At 57.5% G+C, this 17,413-nt stretch carries 16 protein-coding genes; 8 read left to right on the plus strand and 8 right to left on the minus strand.

Going from position 1 to position 17,413, the window contains the following annotated elements; translation table 11 throughout:
* Positions 1-20 precede the first annotated feature (20 nt).
* Positions 21-887: an MBL fold metallo-hydrolase gene (locus tag GYM47_RS11760; protein WP_153842737.1), complete on the minus strand. Its 867-nt coding sequence runs from the start codon at positions 885-887 to the stop codon at positions 21-23.
* Between the two features lie 199 nt (positions 888-1,086).
* Between GYM47_RS11760 and GYM47_RS11765 the strand changes: the two genes are divergently transcribed.
* Entirely contained in the window at positions 1,087-2,703 is a 1,617-nt protein-coding gene (locus GYM47_RS11765; protein ID WP_153842736.1) for a methyl-accepting chemotaxis protein, read from the plus strand.
* Between the two features lie 61 nt (positions 2,704-2,764).
* Here GYM47_RS11765 and GYM47_RS11770 read toward each other — a convergent pair whose 3' ends face one another.
* The 3 genes from GYM47_RS11770 to GYM47_RS11780 form a co-directional block, all read right to left on the minus strand.
* Positions 2,765-3,985, minus strand: coding sequence for a glycosyltransferase family protein (locus GYM47_RS11770; protein WP_139526964.1), 1,221 nt, complete (start codon positions 3,983-3,985; stop codon positions 2,765-2,767).
* Between the two features lie 19 nt (positions 3,986-4,004).
* Positions 4,005-4,955 (minus strand): HAD-IIB family hydrolase, encoded by a 951-nt coding sequence (locus tag GYM47_RS11775; protein WP_168444457.1) that lies wholly within the window; start codon positions 4,953-4,955, stop codon positions 4,005-4,007.
* A gap of 441 nt (positions 4,956-5,396) precedes the next feature.
* On the minus strand, positions 5,397-6,470 hold the full coding sequence (locus GYM47_RS11780; RefSeq protein WP_153842735.1) for an OmpA family protein: 1,074 nt from the start codon (positions 6,468-6,470) through the stop codon (positions 5,397-5,399).
* 119 nt (positions 6,471-6,589) lie between these two features.
* On the opposite strand from GYM47_RS11780, the gene GYM47_RS11785 reads away from it, so the two are divergent.
* From GYM47_RS11785 to GYM47_RS11795, 3 genes are all read left to right on the plus strand, one after another.
* Positions 6,590-7,315, plus strand: a complete 726-nt coding sequence (locus tag GYM47_RS11785; protein WP_139527243.1) for a hypothetical protein — start codon at positions 6,590-6,592, stop codon at positions 7,313-7,315.
* Between the two features lie 5 nt (positions 7,316-7,320).
* Entirely contained in the window at positions 7,321-7,905 is a 585-nt protein-coding gene (locus GYM47_RS11790; protein ID WP_168444458.1) for a FlgO family outer membrane protein, read from the plus strand.
* A gap of 81 nt (positions 7,906-7,986) precedes the next feature.
* Positions 7,987-8,799 carry a glycosyltransferase family 32 protein gene (locus GYM47_RS11795; RefSeq protein WP_153842734.1) on the plus strand — a complete coding sequence of 271 codons (813 nt, stop codon included), beginning with the start codon at positions 7,987-7,989 and terminating at the stop codon, positions 8,797-8,799.
* Between the two features lie 74 nt (positions 8,800-8,873).
* On the opposite strand, the gene glyA is transcribed toward GYM47_RS11795, so the two are convergent.
* From glyA to GYM47_RS11815, 4 genes are all read right to left on the minus strand, one after another.
* Positions 8,874-10,139 (minus strand): serine hydroxymethyltransferase, encoded by a 1,266-nt coding sequence (gene glyA, locus GYM47_RS11800; RefSeq protein WP_153842733.1) that lies wholly within the window; start codon positions 10,137-10,139, stop codon positions 8,874-8,876.
* A 155-nt stretch (positions 10,140-10,294) separates the two neighbouring features.
* A complete protein-coding gene (locus GYM47_RS11805) occupies positions 10,295-11,698 on the minus strand; it encodes a hypothetical protein (RefSeq protein WP_153842732.1) in 1,404 nt (467 codons plus the stop codon).
* A 109-nt stretch (positions 11,699-11,807) separates the two neighbouring features.
* Entirely contained in the window at positions 11,808-14,366 is a 2,559-nt protein-coding gene (locus GYM47_RS11810) for an ABC transporter permease (RefSeq protein WP_139526952.1), read from the minus strand.
* The gene (locus GYM47_RS11815) at positions 14,359-15,174 is read right to left on the minus strand and encodes an ABC transporter ATP-binding protein (RefSeq protein WP_139526950.1); all 816 of its coding nucleotides are present in this window, start codon (positions 15,172-15,174) and stop codon (positions 14,359-14,361) included. Before GYM47_RS11815 ends, GYM47_RS11810 begins: the two co-directional genes overlap by 8 nt.
* Here GYM47_RS11815 and GYM47_RS11820 point away from each other — a divergent pair.
* The 4 genes from GYM47_RS11820 (at position 15,173) to GYM47_RS11835 (ending at position 17,400) form a co-directional block, all read left to right on the plus strand.
* On the plus strand, positions 15,173-15,925 hold the full coding sequence (locus GYM47_RS11820) for an arylesterase (RefSeq protein WP_422822485.1): 753 nt from the start codon (positions 15,173-15,175) through the stop codon (positions 15,923-15,925). The genes GYM47_RS11815 and GYM47_RS11820 overlap by 2 nt on opposite strands.
* Positions 15,926-16,008: 83 nt before the next feature.
* The gene (locus GYM47_RS11825; protein WP_153842731.1) at positions 16,009-16,308 is read left to right on the plus strand and encodes a type II toxin-antitoxin system RelE/ParE family toxin; all 300 of its coding nucleotides are present in this window, start codon (positions 16,009-16,011) and stop codon (positions 16,306-16,308) included.
* Positions 16,305-16,607, plus strand: a complete 303-nt coding sequence (locus tag GYM47_RS11830) for an addiction module antidote protein (protein WP_044630743.1) — start codon at positions 16,305-16,307, stop codon at positions 16,605-16,607. Before GYM47_RS11825 ends, GYM47_RS11830 begins: the two co-directional genes overlap by 4 nt.
* A 79-nt stretch (positions 16,608-16,686) precedes the next feature.
* Positions 16,687-17,400, plus strand: coding sequence for a transglutaminase-like cysteine peptidase (locus GYM47_RS11835; protein ID WP_153842730.1), 714 nt, complete (start codon positions 16,687-16,689; stop codon positions 17,398-17,400).
* Positions 17,401-17,413 lie beyond the last annotated feature (13 nt).

Consider the following 17,413-nt stretch of genomic DNA (forward strand, 5'->3'; position numbering starts at 1 on the left):
TCGCCTTCTACTTTCCAACATCAAAACCGGTTGATCGGCACTTTTAAATACACTTGCCCGTCATCTTCTGCTGGGGGCATTTCCCCCGCCCGCATATTGATCTGCACCGAAGGAATGATCAGGCGCGGCATACCTAACGTGGCATCCCTCTCGGTACGCATCTTGACGAACTCCTCTTCGGTAATGCCGTCATGCACATGGACGTTCGCTCGGCGCTGCTCGGCCACGCTCGTCTCATGTTGATAGTGCTCACGTCCAGGTGCTTGATAGTCGTGGCATAAAAACAGCCGCGTTTTTTCGGGTAGCGCCAGCACTTTCTGAATGGATTGATAGAGCGTGCGTGCGTCGCCGCCGGGGAAATCGCAGCGCGCGGTACCGTAGTCCGGCATGAACAAGGTATCCCCCACAAACGCGGCGTCGCCTATCACGTAGGTCAGACAGGCGGGCGTGTGGCCCGGCGTGTGCAGCACCCGCCCTTCGAGCCCACCAATGGCGAAGACATCGCCCTCTTTGAAGAGCGCATCGAACTGGCTGCCGTCTCGGGCAAACTCCGAGCCTGCATTGAAAGCCTTACCGAATATTTCCTGCACATCGACGATATGGGCACCAATACCGGTCTTGCCGCCTAGCGCCAAGTGTAGATAGGGGGCCGCCGACAGATGATCGGCGTGTACGTGCGTTTCTAAGATCCATTCCACCGTCAACCCCTGGCGGCGCACAAAGGCGATGATCTGCTCCGCCGAGCGAACGTCGGTGCGGCCAGCGGCGTAATCGAAGTCCAGTACGGAGTCGATGATGGCGCACGCAGCACTGTCGGGATCTTGCACCACGTAGCTGAATGTATTGGTAGGTTCGTCGAAAAAGTGGGTCACGATGGGGCGTTGCATCGAGAGCCTCCCATTGATGGATAACTATCGTTGAGTACGTGCCCTGAGTGTAGCGCAAATAAAGTTATATATTTATATCATTAAAGAATTAATAGTACTTTCCATCCCTACTTTTCGATTCACTCGACTAAGGTATGAACGATAATGGCCGATAACAGTGAGGGCTTACTTACTGCTTGGAATTTTTTATAGGGACACCATGAACCGTTTGACAACGACACAGAAACTTTGGGGCACGCTGGGCATCATTTGGGTGGCGATGCTACTGCTGGTGGGGTGGTTAGCGTGGGAAAACCGCCAAACCATCGAAAGTGAACGACGCGACAGTATTCAGCATATCGTGAGCAGCATCCATGGACAGTTAGAAGCGCTACAGGCACGCGCCGAGAGCGGCGAACTGACCGAAGAAGAAGCGCAGCAGCGAGCCATCGACAGCATCGCCAGCGTTCGTTTTGGTGAGGGGGAGTACGTCTTTGCTTTCGATGACGATTTAGCGATCGTTTCGCACCCTAACCGCCCCAGAGGCGAGGATATGAGTGCCTATCAAGACGCCAGCGGTATGCGACTCTATTCAGCCTTTTTGGACGTTGCCCAAGCCGGTGGTGGCCACGTGGACTACTACTCACGGCGTATTAGCGGTGACGACCAAGTGCCTAAAGTGAGCTATGTTGCCTACCTGCCAGAGTGGGGCTGGTCGCTGGCGGCTGGCGTGTATGTCGACGATATCAATGCCGCCTTCATTGCCCGGTTGATTCGTTCCGCCTTCATCCTCTTGGTGATCGGTGTACCGGTCACCCTCCTGATGGGCTGGGTCATTCGTGACGTTGCCCGCCGACTGGGCGGTGATCCACGCTATGCCGCCACGGTGGTACGTCACATCGCCGATGGGGATCTTACTCAAGCGGCCACCCTCTCCGCTAACGATCAGCATAGCTTGCTGTATGACATCAACCGCATGCGCGAAACGCTGGCGGGCACCATCAGTGACATTCACCACGGCGCGGATCAGGTGAATCACGGCGTGGAGCAAATCGTTGGCGTCAACGAAGAGCTTTCCACCCGTACCGAAGAGCAAGCTGCATCCCTGGCGGAGACCGCCTCCAGCATGGAGCAGCTAACGGCAACGGTAAAGCAGAACGCCGACCATGCTGACCATGCTCGTACCCTCGCCACCAAAACGGCGGAAAGTGCTCAACGTGGCAGCGACGCCATGGCGTCGGTGATTCATACCATGGAGAACATCAACAACAGCGCCACGCAGATGAGCAGTATCGTCAATACCATTGATGCCATCGCGTTCCAGACCAACATTCTGGCACTTAACGCTTCTGTAGAAGCAGCCCGCGCGGGGGAGCAGGGGCGTGGTTTTGCGGTGGTGGCCAACGAGGTTCGCCAGTTGGCTAGCCGCTCGGCGTCTGCTGCCCAGGAGATCAAAGGTTTGATCGAAAACGCGGATGCTCAGGTGGTCGAAGGCAGCCGCCAAGTTAAAAACACGGGTGAAATGATCAACGGTGTAGTGGCTGACATTCAGCAGCTCAGCACGCTGGTGCAGGACATCTCGGCAGCCACCATCGAACAAAGCAGCGGTATCGAGCAGGTCAATCAGGCCGTGACACAGATGGACCAAATGACGCAGCAAAACGCAGGGTTGGTACAGCAGAGTAACCACGCGACCCAGCAACTCGCGCAGCTGAGCACCCAGCTCCGCCATTTAGTGACCAACTTCAAGCTCGACCACCAAGCACCACAGGCCGCCATTGCCCCAGCCGCCATTACCCCACCTATGGCCCGCTCCTCCTCCTTTAGCGATTTTTAATCGCCCAGACATGGCCTCCGCCTAGCACGGCGGAGGCCATGCCATGCCTAATACGCCTCGACTAGACCTTGCCTTGATTATCCAGCTCTACCGCCTCGTGCATTCTGGCCAACAGGTCGGGCACGGCGGCTTGTACGCGGTTCCAGCTAGGAATGAAGGGCCGCTCCCGGGGATTGTCCAAAAACAGGTTTCCCGCTTCCAACAGGTTGCTGGCAAACAGCTCTACCGCCTGCTCTTCACAGTGACGATCCAAACTGAGGCCATTCATGGTGGCGTCGTGATCGTAAGCTTCGATCAAATCGAGCGCCAAACGATAGTACGTGGCTTTGAGCGTGCGGAAGTCTTCACTGCTAAAGCTCACTCCTTGCGTCGCTAACTTGCGATACAGGGCCTTGGCGATGTCCAAGCTCATTCGGTTCAGGCCACCGGTAGCATCCCCCTCGCTGACGGGCTGATGCTTGTGGTCATAGGCATCGGCAATGTCCACCTGACATAGTTGACGATGAGAGTAGTTACGCTGGAGCTCGGACAGCACGCCGATTTCAAGCCCCCAGTCGGCGGGAATACGAATGCCTTCCAGCACGTCGCTGCGCATTGCAAACTCGCCCGAGAGCGGATAACGAAAGCTATCCAAATAATCCAGATAAGGCAGCGGCCCGCATACGGTCTTGAGCGCCCGCAGCAGCGGCGTCACCATCAGCCGCGACACGCGGCCATTCAACTTTCCTTCGGCAATACGAGGGTAATACCCTTTACAGAAGCTGTAGTTGAAGCGAGGATGCGCCACGGGATACATGAGCCGCGCCAGCAAGCTACGGTCATAGGTGAGAATATCGCAGTCGTGTAGGCCTACCACCGATGAACGGCCGGAGGCCAATACGTATCCCGCGCAGTACCACACGTTGCGTCCTTTGCCGGGCTCTAGTGCGCCCAGGCCGTGGCTCTCCAGCTCGGCATCGAGTTCGCGCAAACGTGGGCCGTCGTTCCATAAAATGCGCGTGTGCTGAGGCAAACGGGAGAAAAACTCGCGGGCATACAAAAACTGTTCACGGTCGGCACGATCCAGGCCGATCACGATTTCATTGAGATACGGCACCTTTACCAACTCATCGACGATCGCCGATAGCGCGGGTCCCTCCAACTCGGAAAACAGCGACGGCAGGATGAGCCCCATCGGTCGACGGTTGGCGAACTGGCTTAGCTCTTGCTCGAGCGCCTCGACCGGGCGACGGGTAAGATTATGAAAATCGGTGATGACGCCGTTTTGATGGAAGTCACTCATACGCGAACCTCTTGATGGGTTAGGCCGTGACGGCTAGCAGTACTGGGGCCGCCGCTAGTCGGCGGTCGTCTCGCCCCCACCAGTGGGCCACCCCCTCGGCCCAGCCGGCGGGTCCGGCCGCTCGAGTGCGATACAGCGCTTCATTCGACGGGGTGACGGCCAGTTCGTGGCACCCTTTGATGACCACGGCCTGATCGACCGCCTCGAGCATGGATACATCGTTGGGACCATCGCCCAGGCCTAGAGATAGCGGCGGACGGCCGCGCAGCGCAGTAAAGCGCTTGATGAGCCAATCGACGGCGCTGCCTTTATCCGAAGCGTTGCCCATTACATGCCAAAAACGCCCACCTTGAGTCAGCATCAGGCCGTCGCCCTCTAGCGCTAAGCGGAAATTTTTTAGGGCAGTGTCGTCGTCTTGCCAGATGAGCGGCTCGCTGCCTTCGCGCTGTCGGGCAGCTCTCGCGCGCGTCTCATCCAATCCCGTCAGCGACATGACCTCAGTGATATCGAGCTCGCTCATTCGAGTGAAACGCACGCCCAGCCGCGTGCGCCACACGTTCAGTCGCGCGCGGATGAACCCAACGTCCACGCCGGTGTGCTTGACGACCACCCCATCTAGACCGCTGCCAGGGCGATCCAGCCGCGCATGGCACCAGCCTGGGGGCAAGCCGATCACTGCGCCGTTTTCCGCTACGAATGGCGTTGCGGTCAGGCCCAGCGACTCACGCAACGTCACTAGTTCGGCACGGGTTTTGCTGGTCACCGGAATCACCGGCACGCCCAGCTGTTTCAGGCGTGCGAGCCAAGGTGCTGCAGGCGAAAAATCGTAGCTATGATGATCGAGCAGCGACCCGTCGAGATCGGTCACCACCAAACGCGGTGTCAGCGCCGGATCAGGGCTTCCAAGAGGCTGGAGAGGAAGACTCGCCAACATGCGGGGAGTCTGTGTCGTGCGGGAGTGTTCGTTCATGGCGCCACCTTATCGCAATCTGAAAAGCCGTTACTCAGGCGTCGTTCTCAGATAAGCAATAAAGCAGAATGTGTGCCAACACTATTTATATAAAATAAATCAAAAACTTAAAAAAGAATCGGCATGACCGATTATGAGGGCACCAAAATAGAGCACCTAAAATGCACTAACATAGTGCGGTTTAGGGCGTCATAAACAACCCCAGTCGTGAAATATCTAGTCGTGAAATACCTGTAAAAAAAGTTGCACAAGGCCTTGGCAAACGCTCGCAAATAGCTATACTCGGATTGTACCCACTGACAACCTTGTACACCCCCTCACCTGATGTCAGTGGGCTGCAGTGAGCCAAGCCCTTTCATGCCCGCCTCCCCCGGCGGGCTTTTTTTTTTCAGCTCACTCCTCCCACACGCTCATTTAGTACATCCCCCTTCGACGAAAACATCACTCTACGTGAATGACGACTTCGACACGGCGATTACGCGCCCTACCCTCTGCGGTGCTGTTGTCTTCGAGCGGCTGCGTCGCGGCTAACCCCACGGCTCGCAAGCGCTCTGCAGCAACGCCAGCCGCTTCCAAGGCTTCGACGATGGCGATGGCACGGGCGCTGGAGAGTGCCCAATTGGACGAAAATTCCGGGGTGTTGATAGTTTGGCTATCGGAGTGGCCTTCGACCCACACCTCCCCCTCGTAACGCTGGATCGTTTCCAACAGACTACCCACCAGCGAGGCACCTCCCTGGGTCAGTTCGGCGGTTGCCGAAGGGAACAGCAGCCTATCTTGCACCCTAAGACTAATTCCCTCTGCCACACGCGAGACTTCGACACCCTCCAGGTTGGGTAAGTAAGGCGAGGTATCGACCCGTTCAGCGAGGTTGTCCATCAGCGCAAGCGCGCCACTGATTGCCTCATCGCTCACCTCGCGGACGTTCACCGGCGGCCGGTCCGTGAGCAGCACCATATAATCGGCCAAAGGCAGTGCCTCCGACGGTGCTTCTACCTGGAGCAGTGGCGTGGGCAACCGGGGAAGCGGCTGTGACAAAGAGGGAGACGGCCGCCTGGCCTGGCGACTGTCCGTCAGCGATGCGACCAGGTTCCACTCTGAACTGGACTCTGCATCGGCATCAGCGGGAAGCGCCAATAAGGGCGGCGCGCTGGGCGAACGTGCGACGCGTGGCGGCAGTCCTGCAACACCCAATGCGGCGCTGATCGCCATGGGGTTGAGCTCACCCGGCACCACTGTCGGCATCAGCGGACGTGACTGGCGCCGCTCCTCCAGCAGGGTCGGCAAAGGCACTTCCAATGGTGTCGTAAGGGCCGTGCTTGTGTCCGCTACTGGCTCGTCAGGGGCCCAATTGGGACCCGTGACGCCGGCGGCGGCGATAATGATGACGAACAGCGCGACGAGGAGCGTCATGATATCGATATAGCTAATCATCCATCCGCTGTTGCTATCGTCCTCAGGGTATGTCGATAGCAGCGAATCATGACGCGGGCCGCTACGGTGGTCCTCAAGCATGGGGGTGATTACTCATTCAAGTTTTTAACCTCGTGGCCGATCTATGCTAAGCATGGCAAACTAGTCTATCAAAAAGCCGATTAGTAGCGATAAGGAACTACCAGGTGCGCACTCGTCCTATGACACACCCCATTGCCCGTTATTTACGCCCCGTTGGCCTGGGACTTGCGAGCCTGATGCTCAGCGGCTGTTTTTACGCCAGCACTTCCCAAGCGCCCATTGCTACGACATACCCCTATTCGGAACAGCAAAAGATGCAGGCAGCCCAGCATTGGGAGGTCCTTGCACAGCATGAAGCCGCGGGCATTTTATCCAGCGAACGAGTACGTTTTCGCGACTTGCACATTGCGGCGCCGGAGCATGAGCAGTACGGCTCCTATTACAGTGGCGGGGAATTCGAGCGTGGCTTTAGAACACTGCTAACCAGCGAGCTCGTATCCGGCGGCGGTAGCGTCACGACACAGCCACGTGCCAACGGCGCCACGATTCAAATCGATGTGGAAGTCGTCGAGCACCGAGATCGTGGCTATACACGACCACCCTTTGGCGCTTACACGGCCTTAGCGAGCGGCATCGCGGTGGCCAGTATTCCTTTAGGTAACTGGAGTGAACCAGCACTTGCGCTCATCCCAGCGGCGATGGTGGCCGATACCACCAGCGGTAGCTGGACACCCAAAGGCAATGAAGAAATCATCATCACCACCCAGATAGTGGAACAGGATCAAATCCTCTACTCCTCCTCCAATATCTATTACATTAACTCGGGTGATCGCCGCCAATACGCCCCGCATCGGGTACCTAGAACGCCTACGACGCCGACTGTTTCTATCACTGATACTTGGTAATGTTTATGTCTCTACGCTCAATCTTTGCGTTACCGTCGATGCGCCTGCTTCGCACTGACATGTTGGCTACGCTTTGCATGACGCTACTGCTGGCAGGCTGCGCTAACCTAGGCAATAGCGCCCAACTTCAAGAACCAGAACCAGACTTGTCAGAGCTCGCCCATGAAGCGGCGCAGCGGATGGTCGCTAACAATCCTGACTTGACTCGCTATAGCCCGATGATTGCAGCCACGTTCGTCAGTATCGATAATCTGAGTCAATCGTCGACCTTTGGTCGGATCAGTTCCGAGATCATGGCCTCGGCACTCGCCCAACAAGGCATGCAGGTTCGCGAAGTCAAAATGCGCGATAGCATGTTTATCGAAGAGAGCGTGGGGGAATTGATTCTATCGCGCCAAGTTCAACGGCTAAGCTCTCAGCACAATGCGCGCTCCATCCTAATGGGCACCTACGCTCAGGGCCAGGACTATCTATACGTAAGTGCCCGCGTCGTACGCGCTGGTGATGCCATGGTGTTAGGCAGTGCAGACTTCCAGCTACCTTTGGATAATAATATGCGCAGCCTATTAGAGGCTCAGGGCGGATGGTAAAACACCCGATTTGACGCACAGTACCTTCTGAAAGCCTAGCCGATACGCTAGGCTTTTCATTTGCTCATCGAAAGGACGACTATGTCTCTACGTCGCCGTACCCGCCAGCCTCATATTGTGGCCATCAGCCGGGTGATCAAACTGTTTGCCAACATTACCAAGATGCTGAGCTATGGGTTTCACGCGCTCTTTCCTGCCAAGCGCTTTACCCTGCCAGAAAGAGCAGCCCCTTGGCTTTCGTCGAAGCAAGAGAGCAGTATCCCTCGAATCATTTGGCAAACCAACTTTACGAACCGAGTCACCCTGCCGGTGTATCTCAACTATCTGTTCAACCGCCTGATGGCACCGCGCTTTGAGTATCGATTCATGATCACCCAAGCGCGCCACGACTTCATCGAAAAGAACTTCAGCCCAGAGTGGCTCGAGAGCTACGACAGGCTGCAAATTGGTGCTGCCCAAGCCGATTTTTGGAGGCTATTGGCGCTGTATAAACATGGCGGCGTTTACCTGGATATCGATGCCCACGCTATCTGGCCGTTGGGTCGGGTCGTACCAGCAGATATCGACGAATTGTATGTGACGACACGTAAAGGAGAGTTGAGCAATTACTTCATCGCCAGCCGCCCGGGCAATCCCAATCTGCTGAAATTGATCGAGCAGGTACATCAAAACATTGTCGAGAATCAGCTTACCAACGTCTTCGAGCTGACCGGGCCAGGCGTTTTCATCAAGCTATTGGATCAAGCAGACGTGCCCACGGTTTCCTACCGTCACGCTTGCAACCAGGGAAGCTTCACCAACGAGCATTTCCAGTACATCGACAAGAAAGCAGGCAAATGGACCAAAGAGCAGCAAAAGGTAAGCATCATTCGCCAAAATCCCCCCTCGGCCTGATAGGTGCACTTCAACAAAAAAAGCGCTAGCCCGCTAGGGCTAGCGCTTCTGCATACCACGTGGCTATGCAGTGCTTATTTATACACCGGGAAATGACCACATACGTCCGCGACTTTATTCAGCACGTCGGCTTCGATCGCGCTGGTGTCTTCGCCTTTGGCGAGCACGTCGAGAATGTCACAAATCCACCCGGCAAGCTGTGCGCACTCTTGCTCACCAAAACCGCGAGTGGTCACGGCGGGGGTGCCGATACGCAGACCAGAGGTGACGAACGGACTTTGCGGGTCGTTCGGCACGGCGTTCTTATTGACGGTGATATGGGCGCGGCCAAGCGCGGCGTCCGCATCTTTGCCGGTCACGCCTTGCTTGATCAATGACAGCAGGAACAGGTGGTCTTCAGTACCGCCTGAGACGATATCGTAACCACGCTCGATGAAGACCGACGCCATGGCTTGAGCGTTCTTGACCACCTGCTGCTGGTAGGTTTTGAACTCGGGCGCCATGGCTTCTTTGAAGCAGATCGCTTTGGCCGCAATCACGTGCATCAGCGGGCCGCCCTGGCCGCCCGGAAACACCGCTGACTGCAGCTTCTTCTCGATGTCCGGGTCGTTCTCTGCCGACAGAATCACGCCGCTGCGTGGGCCACGCAGGGTTTTATGCGTCGTGGAGGTCACCACGTGAGCATGGGGCAGCGGGCTGGGGTAGACGCCTGCAGCGACCAAGCCAGAGACGTGGGCCATATCGACCAGTAGGTAAGCACCCACTTCATCGGCGATTTCACGGAATTTCGCCCAGTCGACGATTTGCGAGTAGGCAGAAAAACCGGCGATGATCATTTTCGGCTTGTGTCCACGGGCCAGCTCGTCGACTTGATCGTAGTCGATCAGGCCTTGCTCGTTCAGGCCGTACTGAATGGCATTGTAGTGCTTGCCGGAGAAATTCGGCTTGGCGCCGTGGGTCAGGTGGCCGCCCGCGTCCAGACTCATACCGAGGATGGTGTCGCCTGGCGTGACCAGCGCTTGGAACACGGCGCTGTTGGCTTGCGAGCCCGAGTGCGGCTGCACGTTGACGTAGGTCGCGCCGAACAGCTGCTTGGCGTAGTCGATGGCCAGGTTCTCGGCGATATCGACGAATTCACAGCCGCCGTAGTAGCGCTTGCCGGGATAGCCTTCGGCGTATTTGTTGGTCAGCTGGCTGCCTTGTGCTTCGAGTACGCGGGGGCTGGCGTAGTTTTCGGAAGCAATCAGTTCGATGTGGGCTTCTTGGCGTGCCACTTCTTTTTGCATGGCATCAAACAGCGCATCATCGAATCCAGCAATTGTCATGTCGCGGCTGAACATCGGCGGGAACCTCGTTACGAAAGGATCATCATGGAGAAGCGAGGCGGCTATGATACCGCAGCCGGACGCGACTTTCATCGCATCCGCGTCAGGTCTTGCATGAGCATGTTTCATGTTGCCAGCCGCGCTAAAAACTGACCGACTGGACAACCACGCTACTTGAGTTCGAAGGTAAAGGTGAGCCGCTCGCTGCTGCCCATGGGGTCGAGTATGAATTGATTGAGCATAAAGGGATTGGGTACCGCCACGTGAACGGTCAGCGACTGGGCCTTTCCGGCCATGATATCCACCATCCCCACCATCAGTTTGGTGAGCTGTGGGCCTACAAGCGGCCCGAGCTGCTGGGCCTGCGACCAGGCTTGCGAAATCGCCTGTTCTTCGCTGATCCTCCCTTGTGCCGCCATTTCGGTGGCTATACGCGGCAGCAACCCCTCATCGCGGTAAGCCACGGTCGCGTTGCCACCGTAAAGCGTCGCTGCTTCGAACAGCGAGGGGTTTTTGCTGGCCTGCTCGAGTGTGGCGCCCTTCGGTAGGCTAATGGGCACATCCATGGAGAATTCGAGCCCGCCTGCGCCGTCCAGCTGTAGATAGCCTTCGGAGGTGAGGCGCGCACGGCCGTTCGCTTCGCCGGGTTCGGGCTCATGCCACTGGGAAGCACTCTGCCCTTCGGCACTCAAACGCCCGGTTCCGCCCGTCAGCACACGATTCAACGCCTGCAGCTCATCGCGTTCGGAAGGTGGCGCTAGGTCAATCAGCCCCCCCAGATCGAATTCGGCACCGCGAAAGCCTGCTTCGCCTAGGTAGCTGTTACCTTTGACCCAAGCGTTATCCAGCAGCACGCTCCACTGCTCGCTGGTCAAGCTGAAACCGTTCAACTCGGCATGTTCGAGGCGCTCTTCGCCGGGCTGGTCGAGCCCTTCCAGCGCCTCGATCCGCATGTCGCCTAACGCCAGCGTTGCGGAGATGCCGGTGGCGAGATCATCGAACTCCCCACTCACCCCTTGCAGCGCAATCAAACCCACGGCGCTACGGCTCACTTCCTCCAGCTCGAGAGCGTCAATGGAGAGATAGCCAGCAAGCGTTTGGCTATCGAACTCGGCGGCTAGTTCATCGCCCAGGCTACCCTCCAACCGAAAGGTCATATCGGTCAAGCTGAGTGCATTGAGGGTACTGTCTTCGGTCTCGAAAGAGGCCAGTGAGGGAACGGCCGCGCTAGGGTCTCGCATGACCAGCTCGCCCACCGTCAACACGGGCGTGTCGAATCCCAGCTCCGTGAGGCGGATGCCGTCTAGCGTAATCGACTCGGGCTGCGCGTATCGACCGTCCACGCGATAGCGGTCGATCGAGAGCAGATCGCCGTTGGGGTAGGTAACGGCTACATCCTCTGCGACATAGCCATTGGCTTCTTCCACCAGTTGCCCAATCGCCATTCGAGCATCGTCGCCCGCCAACTCCGCCTGCAAATCCGCCTCGAACTGCTCTAGCGACGCATGCGCAGTCCCTATGACCAGCCAAAATGACACCCCTGCAACGCCCCATGTCATTACCTTACTACGCATACCCTGACCTCCCTGTTGAAAGGCTTCAGCATATCACCAAGTCACGATACCGCCACTGCCGTCCAGGTAGTAAAAAGGCGGCTCGTGACCGCCTTTTGTAAGAGAGACGCTACGCCTCGCCTAATAATCCCAGACTCGCCGCGGGGGCTTGTTTGCGCAGGCTGTAGGAGAGTGCGTGGCCAATCAAACCAATCAGCAGCGCGCCGCCAATGGGAAGTGCTAGCCACAGACCCAGGTGCAGGCGGGGTGTAAGATCCAGCCAATAGAGGTAGAGCGCCGCGGTAGCGAGCTCTGCCAATAGGGCTCCCAACACGCCGCTGGCAAACCCGAGCAGCGCGTATTCGGCCCCCTGCACTCGGGAAATCATACGGTTACCTGCACCAAACACCCTTAGCAGACCACTTTCATGGGCACGCACCGGGCGGCTGGCGGTAAGCGCAGCGTAAAGCACGCTGACACCCGCTAACAGGACTAGAACCAGCACGAGTTCTACCGCCCGAGTGACCTGGGTCAGCACGTCGCGCACCTGCCCTAGAATGGCATCCACATTGAGCAGAGACACCCCAGGGAAGTCGATGACCAGCTCGCGCACCAGCCCCTGCTCTTGATCCGGCAGGTGGAAGGCGGTGATAAAGCTATGGCCGAACGACTCCAACACGCCGGGCGGGAAGATCACGAAGAAGTTGGGATTGAAGCTATCCCAGTTCAAGCTGCGCAGGCTTTGAATATGCGTGGTGATGCTATCGCTCCCCACGGCAAACGTGATTTCGTCTCCTATCCCCAAACCAAGGCGTTCAGCCAAACCATCCTCTACCGAAATAGGGACGGTTTGCGACTCGCTGGAGACGGTGGCATCCACTTCGCTCATCCAGCCTTGGGGCTCCGCGACAAACCACTGCCCCGCCACCACCTGGTTCCCTTCGGGCAGCTCTGATTGCCAGGTGAGGTTCAACTCACGGCGTAGCGAGTTATCGCCTCGAGCATCAGGAGGTACGGCCTCCCTGGGTGCTTGGCCGTTAATCTGTGTAATTCGCCCACGTACCATCGGGTAGAGTGTGCTTTGGGTCTCTACTCGAGGCGCGACCGCCTGCTCGAAAGCATCGCGTTCGCTGGGCTGTATGTTAATGGCAAAGTAATTGGGCGTGTCAGCGGGCAGTTGATCTTGCCATGTCGTGAGCAGATCGCCTCGCACCAACACGATCATCGCCATGGCAAAGAACGTGACCGAAAAGGCAAGTAGCTGGCCTAGCCCCGCCTGTTTACGACGGGCTAACTGTCTTCCCCCCAAACGCAACGCCTGCGCCCATTCACTGCCGCCCGTCAAGCGCTGGAGGGCACGTAGCATGCCTTTCAATAACAGGGAACTCACGCCCCATAGCAGCGACAGGAGGACTGCCCCGCCCACCAGCAGCGCCAAGGCCAGCGAGAAGCTGCCCGAGTAGAGCCACAGCAGCCCTCCAAAGACGATGCTAGCCACGCCGACCACCAGCCACGCCGCGGGCGGGAGCGGGTCTAACTCACGTCGCAGTACTTTGAGCGCGCTCACCTGCTTGATACGCAGCAGCGTTGGCCCGGCAAAGCCGACCAATACCGCCAACGCCGTGAAAATACCCAGCCATAGCGGCATGATGCCCGGCGGCGGCAGCGTCATGGGCAGGAAACTGGTCAGTAGCCACAGCAGCACGGCTTGCCCCACCAAGCCCAACAGCGCGCCGATGAGCGAGGCCATCAACGCCAGTCCCAGCAGCTGTAGGCTAAAGATCGTCACCAGCTGATACTGGCTGGCACCGAAACAGCGCAGCAGCGCAGCGGTATCCAGGTGGCGCTCTACGTAACGGCGGGTCGACATCGCCACCGCGACACCCGCCAGCAGCACTGCCGCCAAACCGGCCAAGCCCAAGTAGCTTTCTGCCCGTTGCAGCGCATTACCCAACTGCGGACGGTCGACTCGAACATCACGCACCTCGACACCGTCACGGCGAAGCTGCGTCAACAACCCTTGAACCTGATCCAATGCCTCGGGTGGACCAGCGGCCAACAGTTCGAACTCGATACGGGACCCTGGCTGTACCAGCCCGGTTGATTCGAGATCAGCGGTATTGAGCATCAAGCGCGGGTTGAAGTTACCAAAACCGGCGGACTGGTCCGCTTCGCGTTCGATAATCCCGCTAATGGTCAGCTCCGCTTGCCCCACCTGTACGCGGTCGCCTATCGCGATCTCGACCAACTCGGCCAGCCGAGGATCGGCCCAGGCTTCGCCCGGTGGTGGGCCTGACGCGATTTGCTCAACGCCGTTTCCTCGGTCCACATGTGACACACCATAGTGCGGATACACATCATCGACTGCCTTGAGGCTGGCGGGCTGAAAGCGCTCCCCTTGGCTGATCATGGAGACTAGATCCACTTGATCGCTCAGCGTGAAGCCAGCCTGCTCCAGAGTGGCGCGCAGCTCGTCTGAAAACGGGTCGCGCTGTTCGAGGACTAAGTCGCCCCCTAGCATCTGACCCGCTTGACGCTCCAAGCCACGCTCTAAGCGGTCAAGGAAGAACGCAATCATGGTGGACGCGGCCACCGCCAAGACCAGGGCCACGAACAGCGCTCGCACGTCCGCCGCGCGAAGGTCGCGCTTGAGGCTCCGCGCGGCTAATCGCCAGTTGATATCACTCATCGCCTTCCTCGCTGTTGACTGGGGCCGGTTCGAACGGCACGAGCTGGCCGTTGGCCAGCCGCAGGCAGCGGTCGCAGCGGCGCGCCAAGGCGTGGTCGTGTGTCACGAGAATCAGCGTCGTGCCCGCTTCTTTATTGAGCGTGAACAGCAGGTCGATGATCTGCGCACCGGTATCCGGGTCTAGGTTGCCGGTAGGTTCATCGGCGAACACCAGCTCGGGGTCCGTCACGAAAGCGCGCGCAATGGCTACCCGCTGCTGCTCTCCGCCGGAAAGCTGCTTAGGCTGATGAGACGTGCGCTCCCCCAACCCTACACGCTCCAACCACTGCTGGGCAGCGTGCGATTCTCCGGCTCGAGGAGAGAGCTCTAGGGGCAGCAGTACGTTTTCCAGTGCGCTGAGCGTCGGCAGCAATTGAAAGTTCTGGAACACGAAGCCCACTCGCCCCGCTCGTAATGCCGCACGACCATCTTCATCCAAGCGACTCAAGGCATGGCCAAAAAGAGTCAATTCGCCGTCGCTGGGCGTATCCAACCCGGCCAGCAAGCCCAGCAACGTGGATTTACCCGCGCCGCTTTTGCCCAATATAGCCACACTCTCCCCGGCCGCTACGCTCAACGACAAGTCATGTAAAATAGTTAGCGTGCGTTCACCGCTGGTCACCCGTTTGGCGAGCTTTTCGGCCTGCAGGACGGGCTGGCTAGCGGCTGCTTGGGGAACCTTCTGGGCAGCAGATGGGTCGGTGTGGGGCGAGCGCAACGGCGCACCTTCGGTCACGGTATGGGATGTAGGGTCAGAGGAGTAAGACATGAAGCGTAAATTCCCTGTAGCTCTTTGGATATTAGCGATACAAAAACGCGTGGTTCCAGCATGGTTGACGCAGATACTGACCTTTCAGTCGTGGCAAACGGCCGTTCGTGGTGGTCTATCAAGCACCCTTCTACTGGTCGTATTCTTGGGGGCTGTCCCGCTGCAAGCCAGCACTGCCGAAGAGGGCTTGCCAACGCTCCTCGTCATGGGAGACAGCCTGAGTGCGGCTTATGGTATCGAGCAGGAGCAGGGCTGGGTGTCGCTGCTGGCAGAGCGCCTCGACGGTGACGCACAGGTGGTGAACGCCAGCATCAGCGGAGAGACCACCTCAGGCGGTGCCCAACGTTTTGCCGATATTATCGGACAGCGTCAGCCGGATATCGTTCTTTTAGAACTTGGCGGTAACGATGGTTTACGCGGTTTACCTCCCGCTCAAATGCGCGCCAATTTAGCCACTATGATCGAGCAGAGCCAGCAAGCGGGTGCGGAAGTATTACTCCTAGGGATCGATATTCCGCCGAACTACGGTCAAGCCTACCGCGATGCCTTCACCGGGGTCTATCACTCTCTGGCACAGGAGTACGAGCTCTCGCTGGTGCCCTTCTTGCTGGAAGATATCGCCCTCAATCAACAATTAATGCAAAGCGATGGCATCCATCCTACCGCTGACGCACAGCCCATTATCTTAGATAACGTTTGGCCCGCCCTTGAACCCATGCTGGAAGAGACGTATCAGGCCTCTTCTCAGTAGTATACTTGGTGCACAGCACCGACTGGCTAAGCACCGGTTTTTCATAGCTTGCACGCATGTAGTCTAAAAACTACAATATTTTTATGATCGCTATTAAACAGACCGACACTTACCGACGGTGGGAACGTAAGCTCCGTGATTCGCGCACAAAAGCACTGATTGCTGCTCGTATTTTCAGGCTAGCCAACGGATTAGCTGGCGATGTAAAACCCGTTGGCCAAGGCATCAGTGAACTGCGTATTCATCATGGTCCAGGATATCGTGTCTATTTTAAACAACGCGGTAACGAGCTTGTCATCCTGTTATGTGGTGGCGATAAAAGCACGCAGCAAAACGATATCGATACAGCGCAGCGTCTGGCAGCACAATGGGAGGAATCATGAGCGATAAGATTTACGACTATGACCCGGCAGCAGCATTAGAGAACGATGAAGCCATCGCTCTCTTTCTCGCTGATGCGCTGGAAACCGGAGATGCCACTTACGTTGCTAAAGCGATGGGTATCGTAGCGCGCGCTAAGGGAATGACAGAACTTGCTCGCGAAACTGGCCTCTCCCGTGAACAGCTCTATCGTTCGTTCAGCGAGCAAGGCAACCCAACGCTGAAGACGATGTTAGCTGTCATGCGTGCACTGGGTATGGACTTAACGGCAAAACCACACCAAGAAGAACCCGTCATGTAAACATTGGTACTTTCTACTGAGGAGATATAGCGCTTTTATGCCTTAGCTTGTAGTCTTAAGCGATATTTGACCAACGCTAATGGCGTCCATGTCGACTTCATCATCCCCTCCATGCTGCTCCCTATCGCGCCGGCAGTTTCTGGCTTCTGCTGGCGCGTTGTTATTGGGCGTTGGGCTGGGGATCAATCCCAGCTCTGCTGTGGCGTTCAACCCGCAACGGCTTCGGCAAAGTATGCAGCAGCTATATGGACAGGGGGGGCTCAGCGTTTTAGAAGAGTGGTTCGCCCTGCTGGAGCGCTTGCGCGGCCAGGATGTACAAGCCCAACTGCGTGACGTGAATGATTTTTTCAACCGCCGCATCCGCTGGGTGGAGGATATTCGCGTTTGGGGAGAGGAAGACTTTTGGGCCACCCCCCTGGAAGCGCTAGGTAAAGGTCAAGGCGACTGTGAGGACTACTCCATTGCTAAATACATTACCTTAAAGCAGTTGGGAGTACCGGGTGAGCGCTTGCGCATGATCTACGTTCGCGCCCGAATTGGCCGTAGTCAAATCACCCAAGCCCACATGGTGCTAGGTTACTATTCGACGCCGAACGCCGAGCCACTGGTACTGGATAACATTGCGCCTTCTATTTCTCCCGCTTCCCAACGTAACGATCTAGATCCCGTTTTTAGCTTCAACAGCGACGGGCTTTGGGCAGGTGGCGGTTCAGAATCCCGTGCCGACCCACTGGCACGACTGTCGCGCTGGCGCAGCGTGATCGGGCGGATGCAATCACAAGGATTCATTTAAGAGGACTGGCGCT

The organism is Vreelandella piezotolerans, assembly GCF_012427705.1.
Lineage (GTDB): Bacteria > Pseudomonadota > Gammaproteobacteria > Pseudomonadales > Halomonadaceae > Vreelandella > Vreelandella piezotolerans.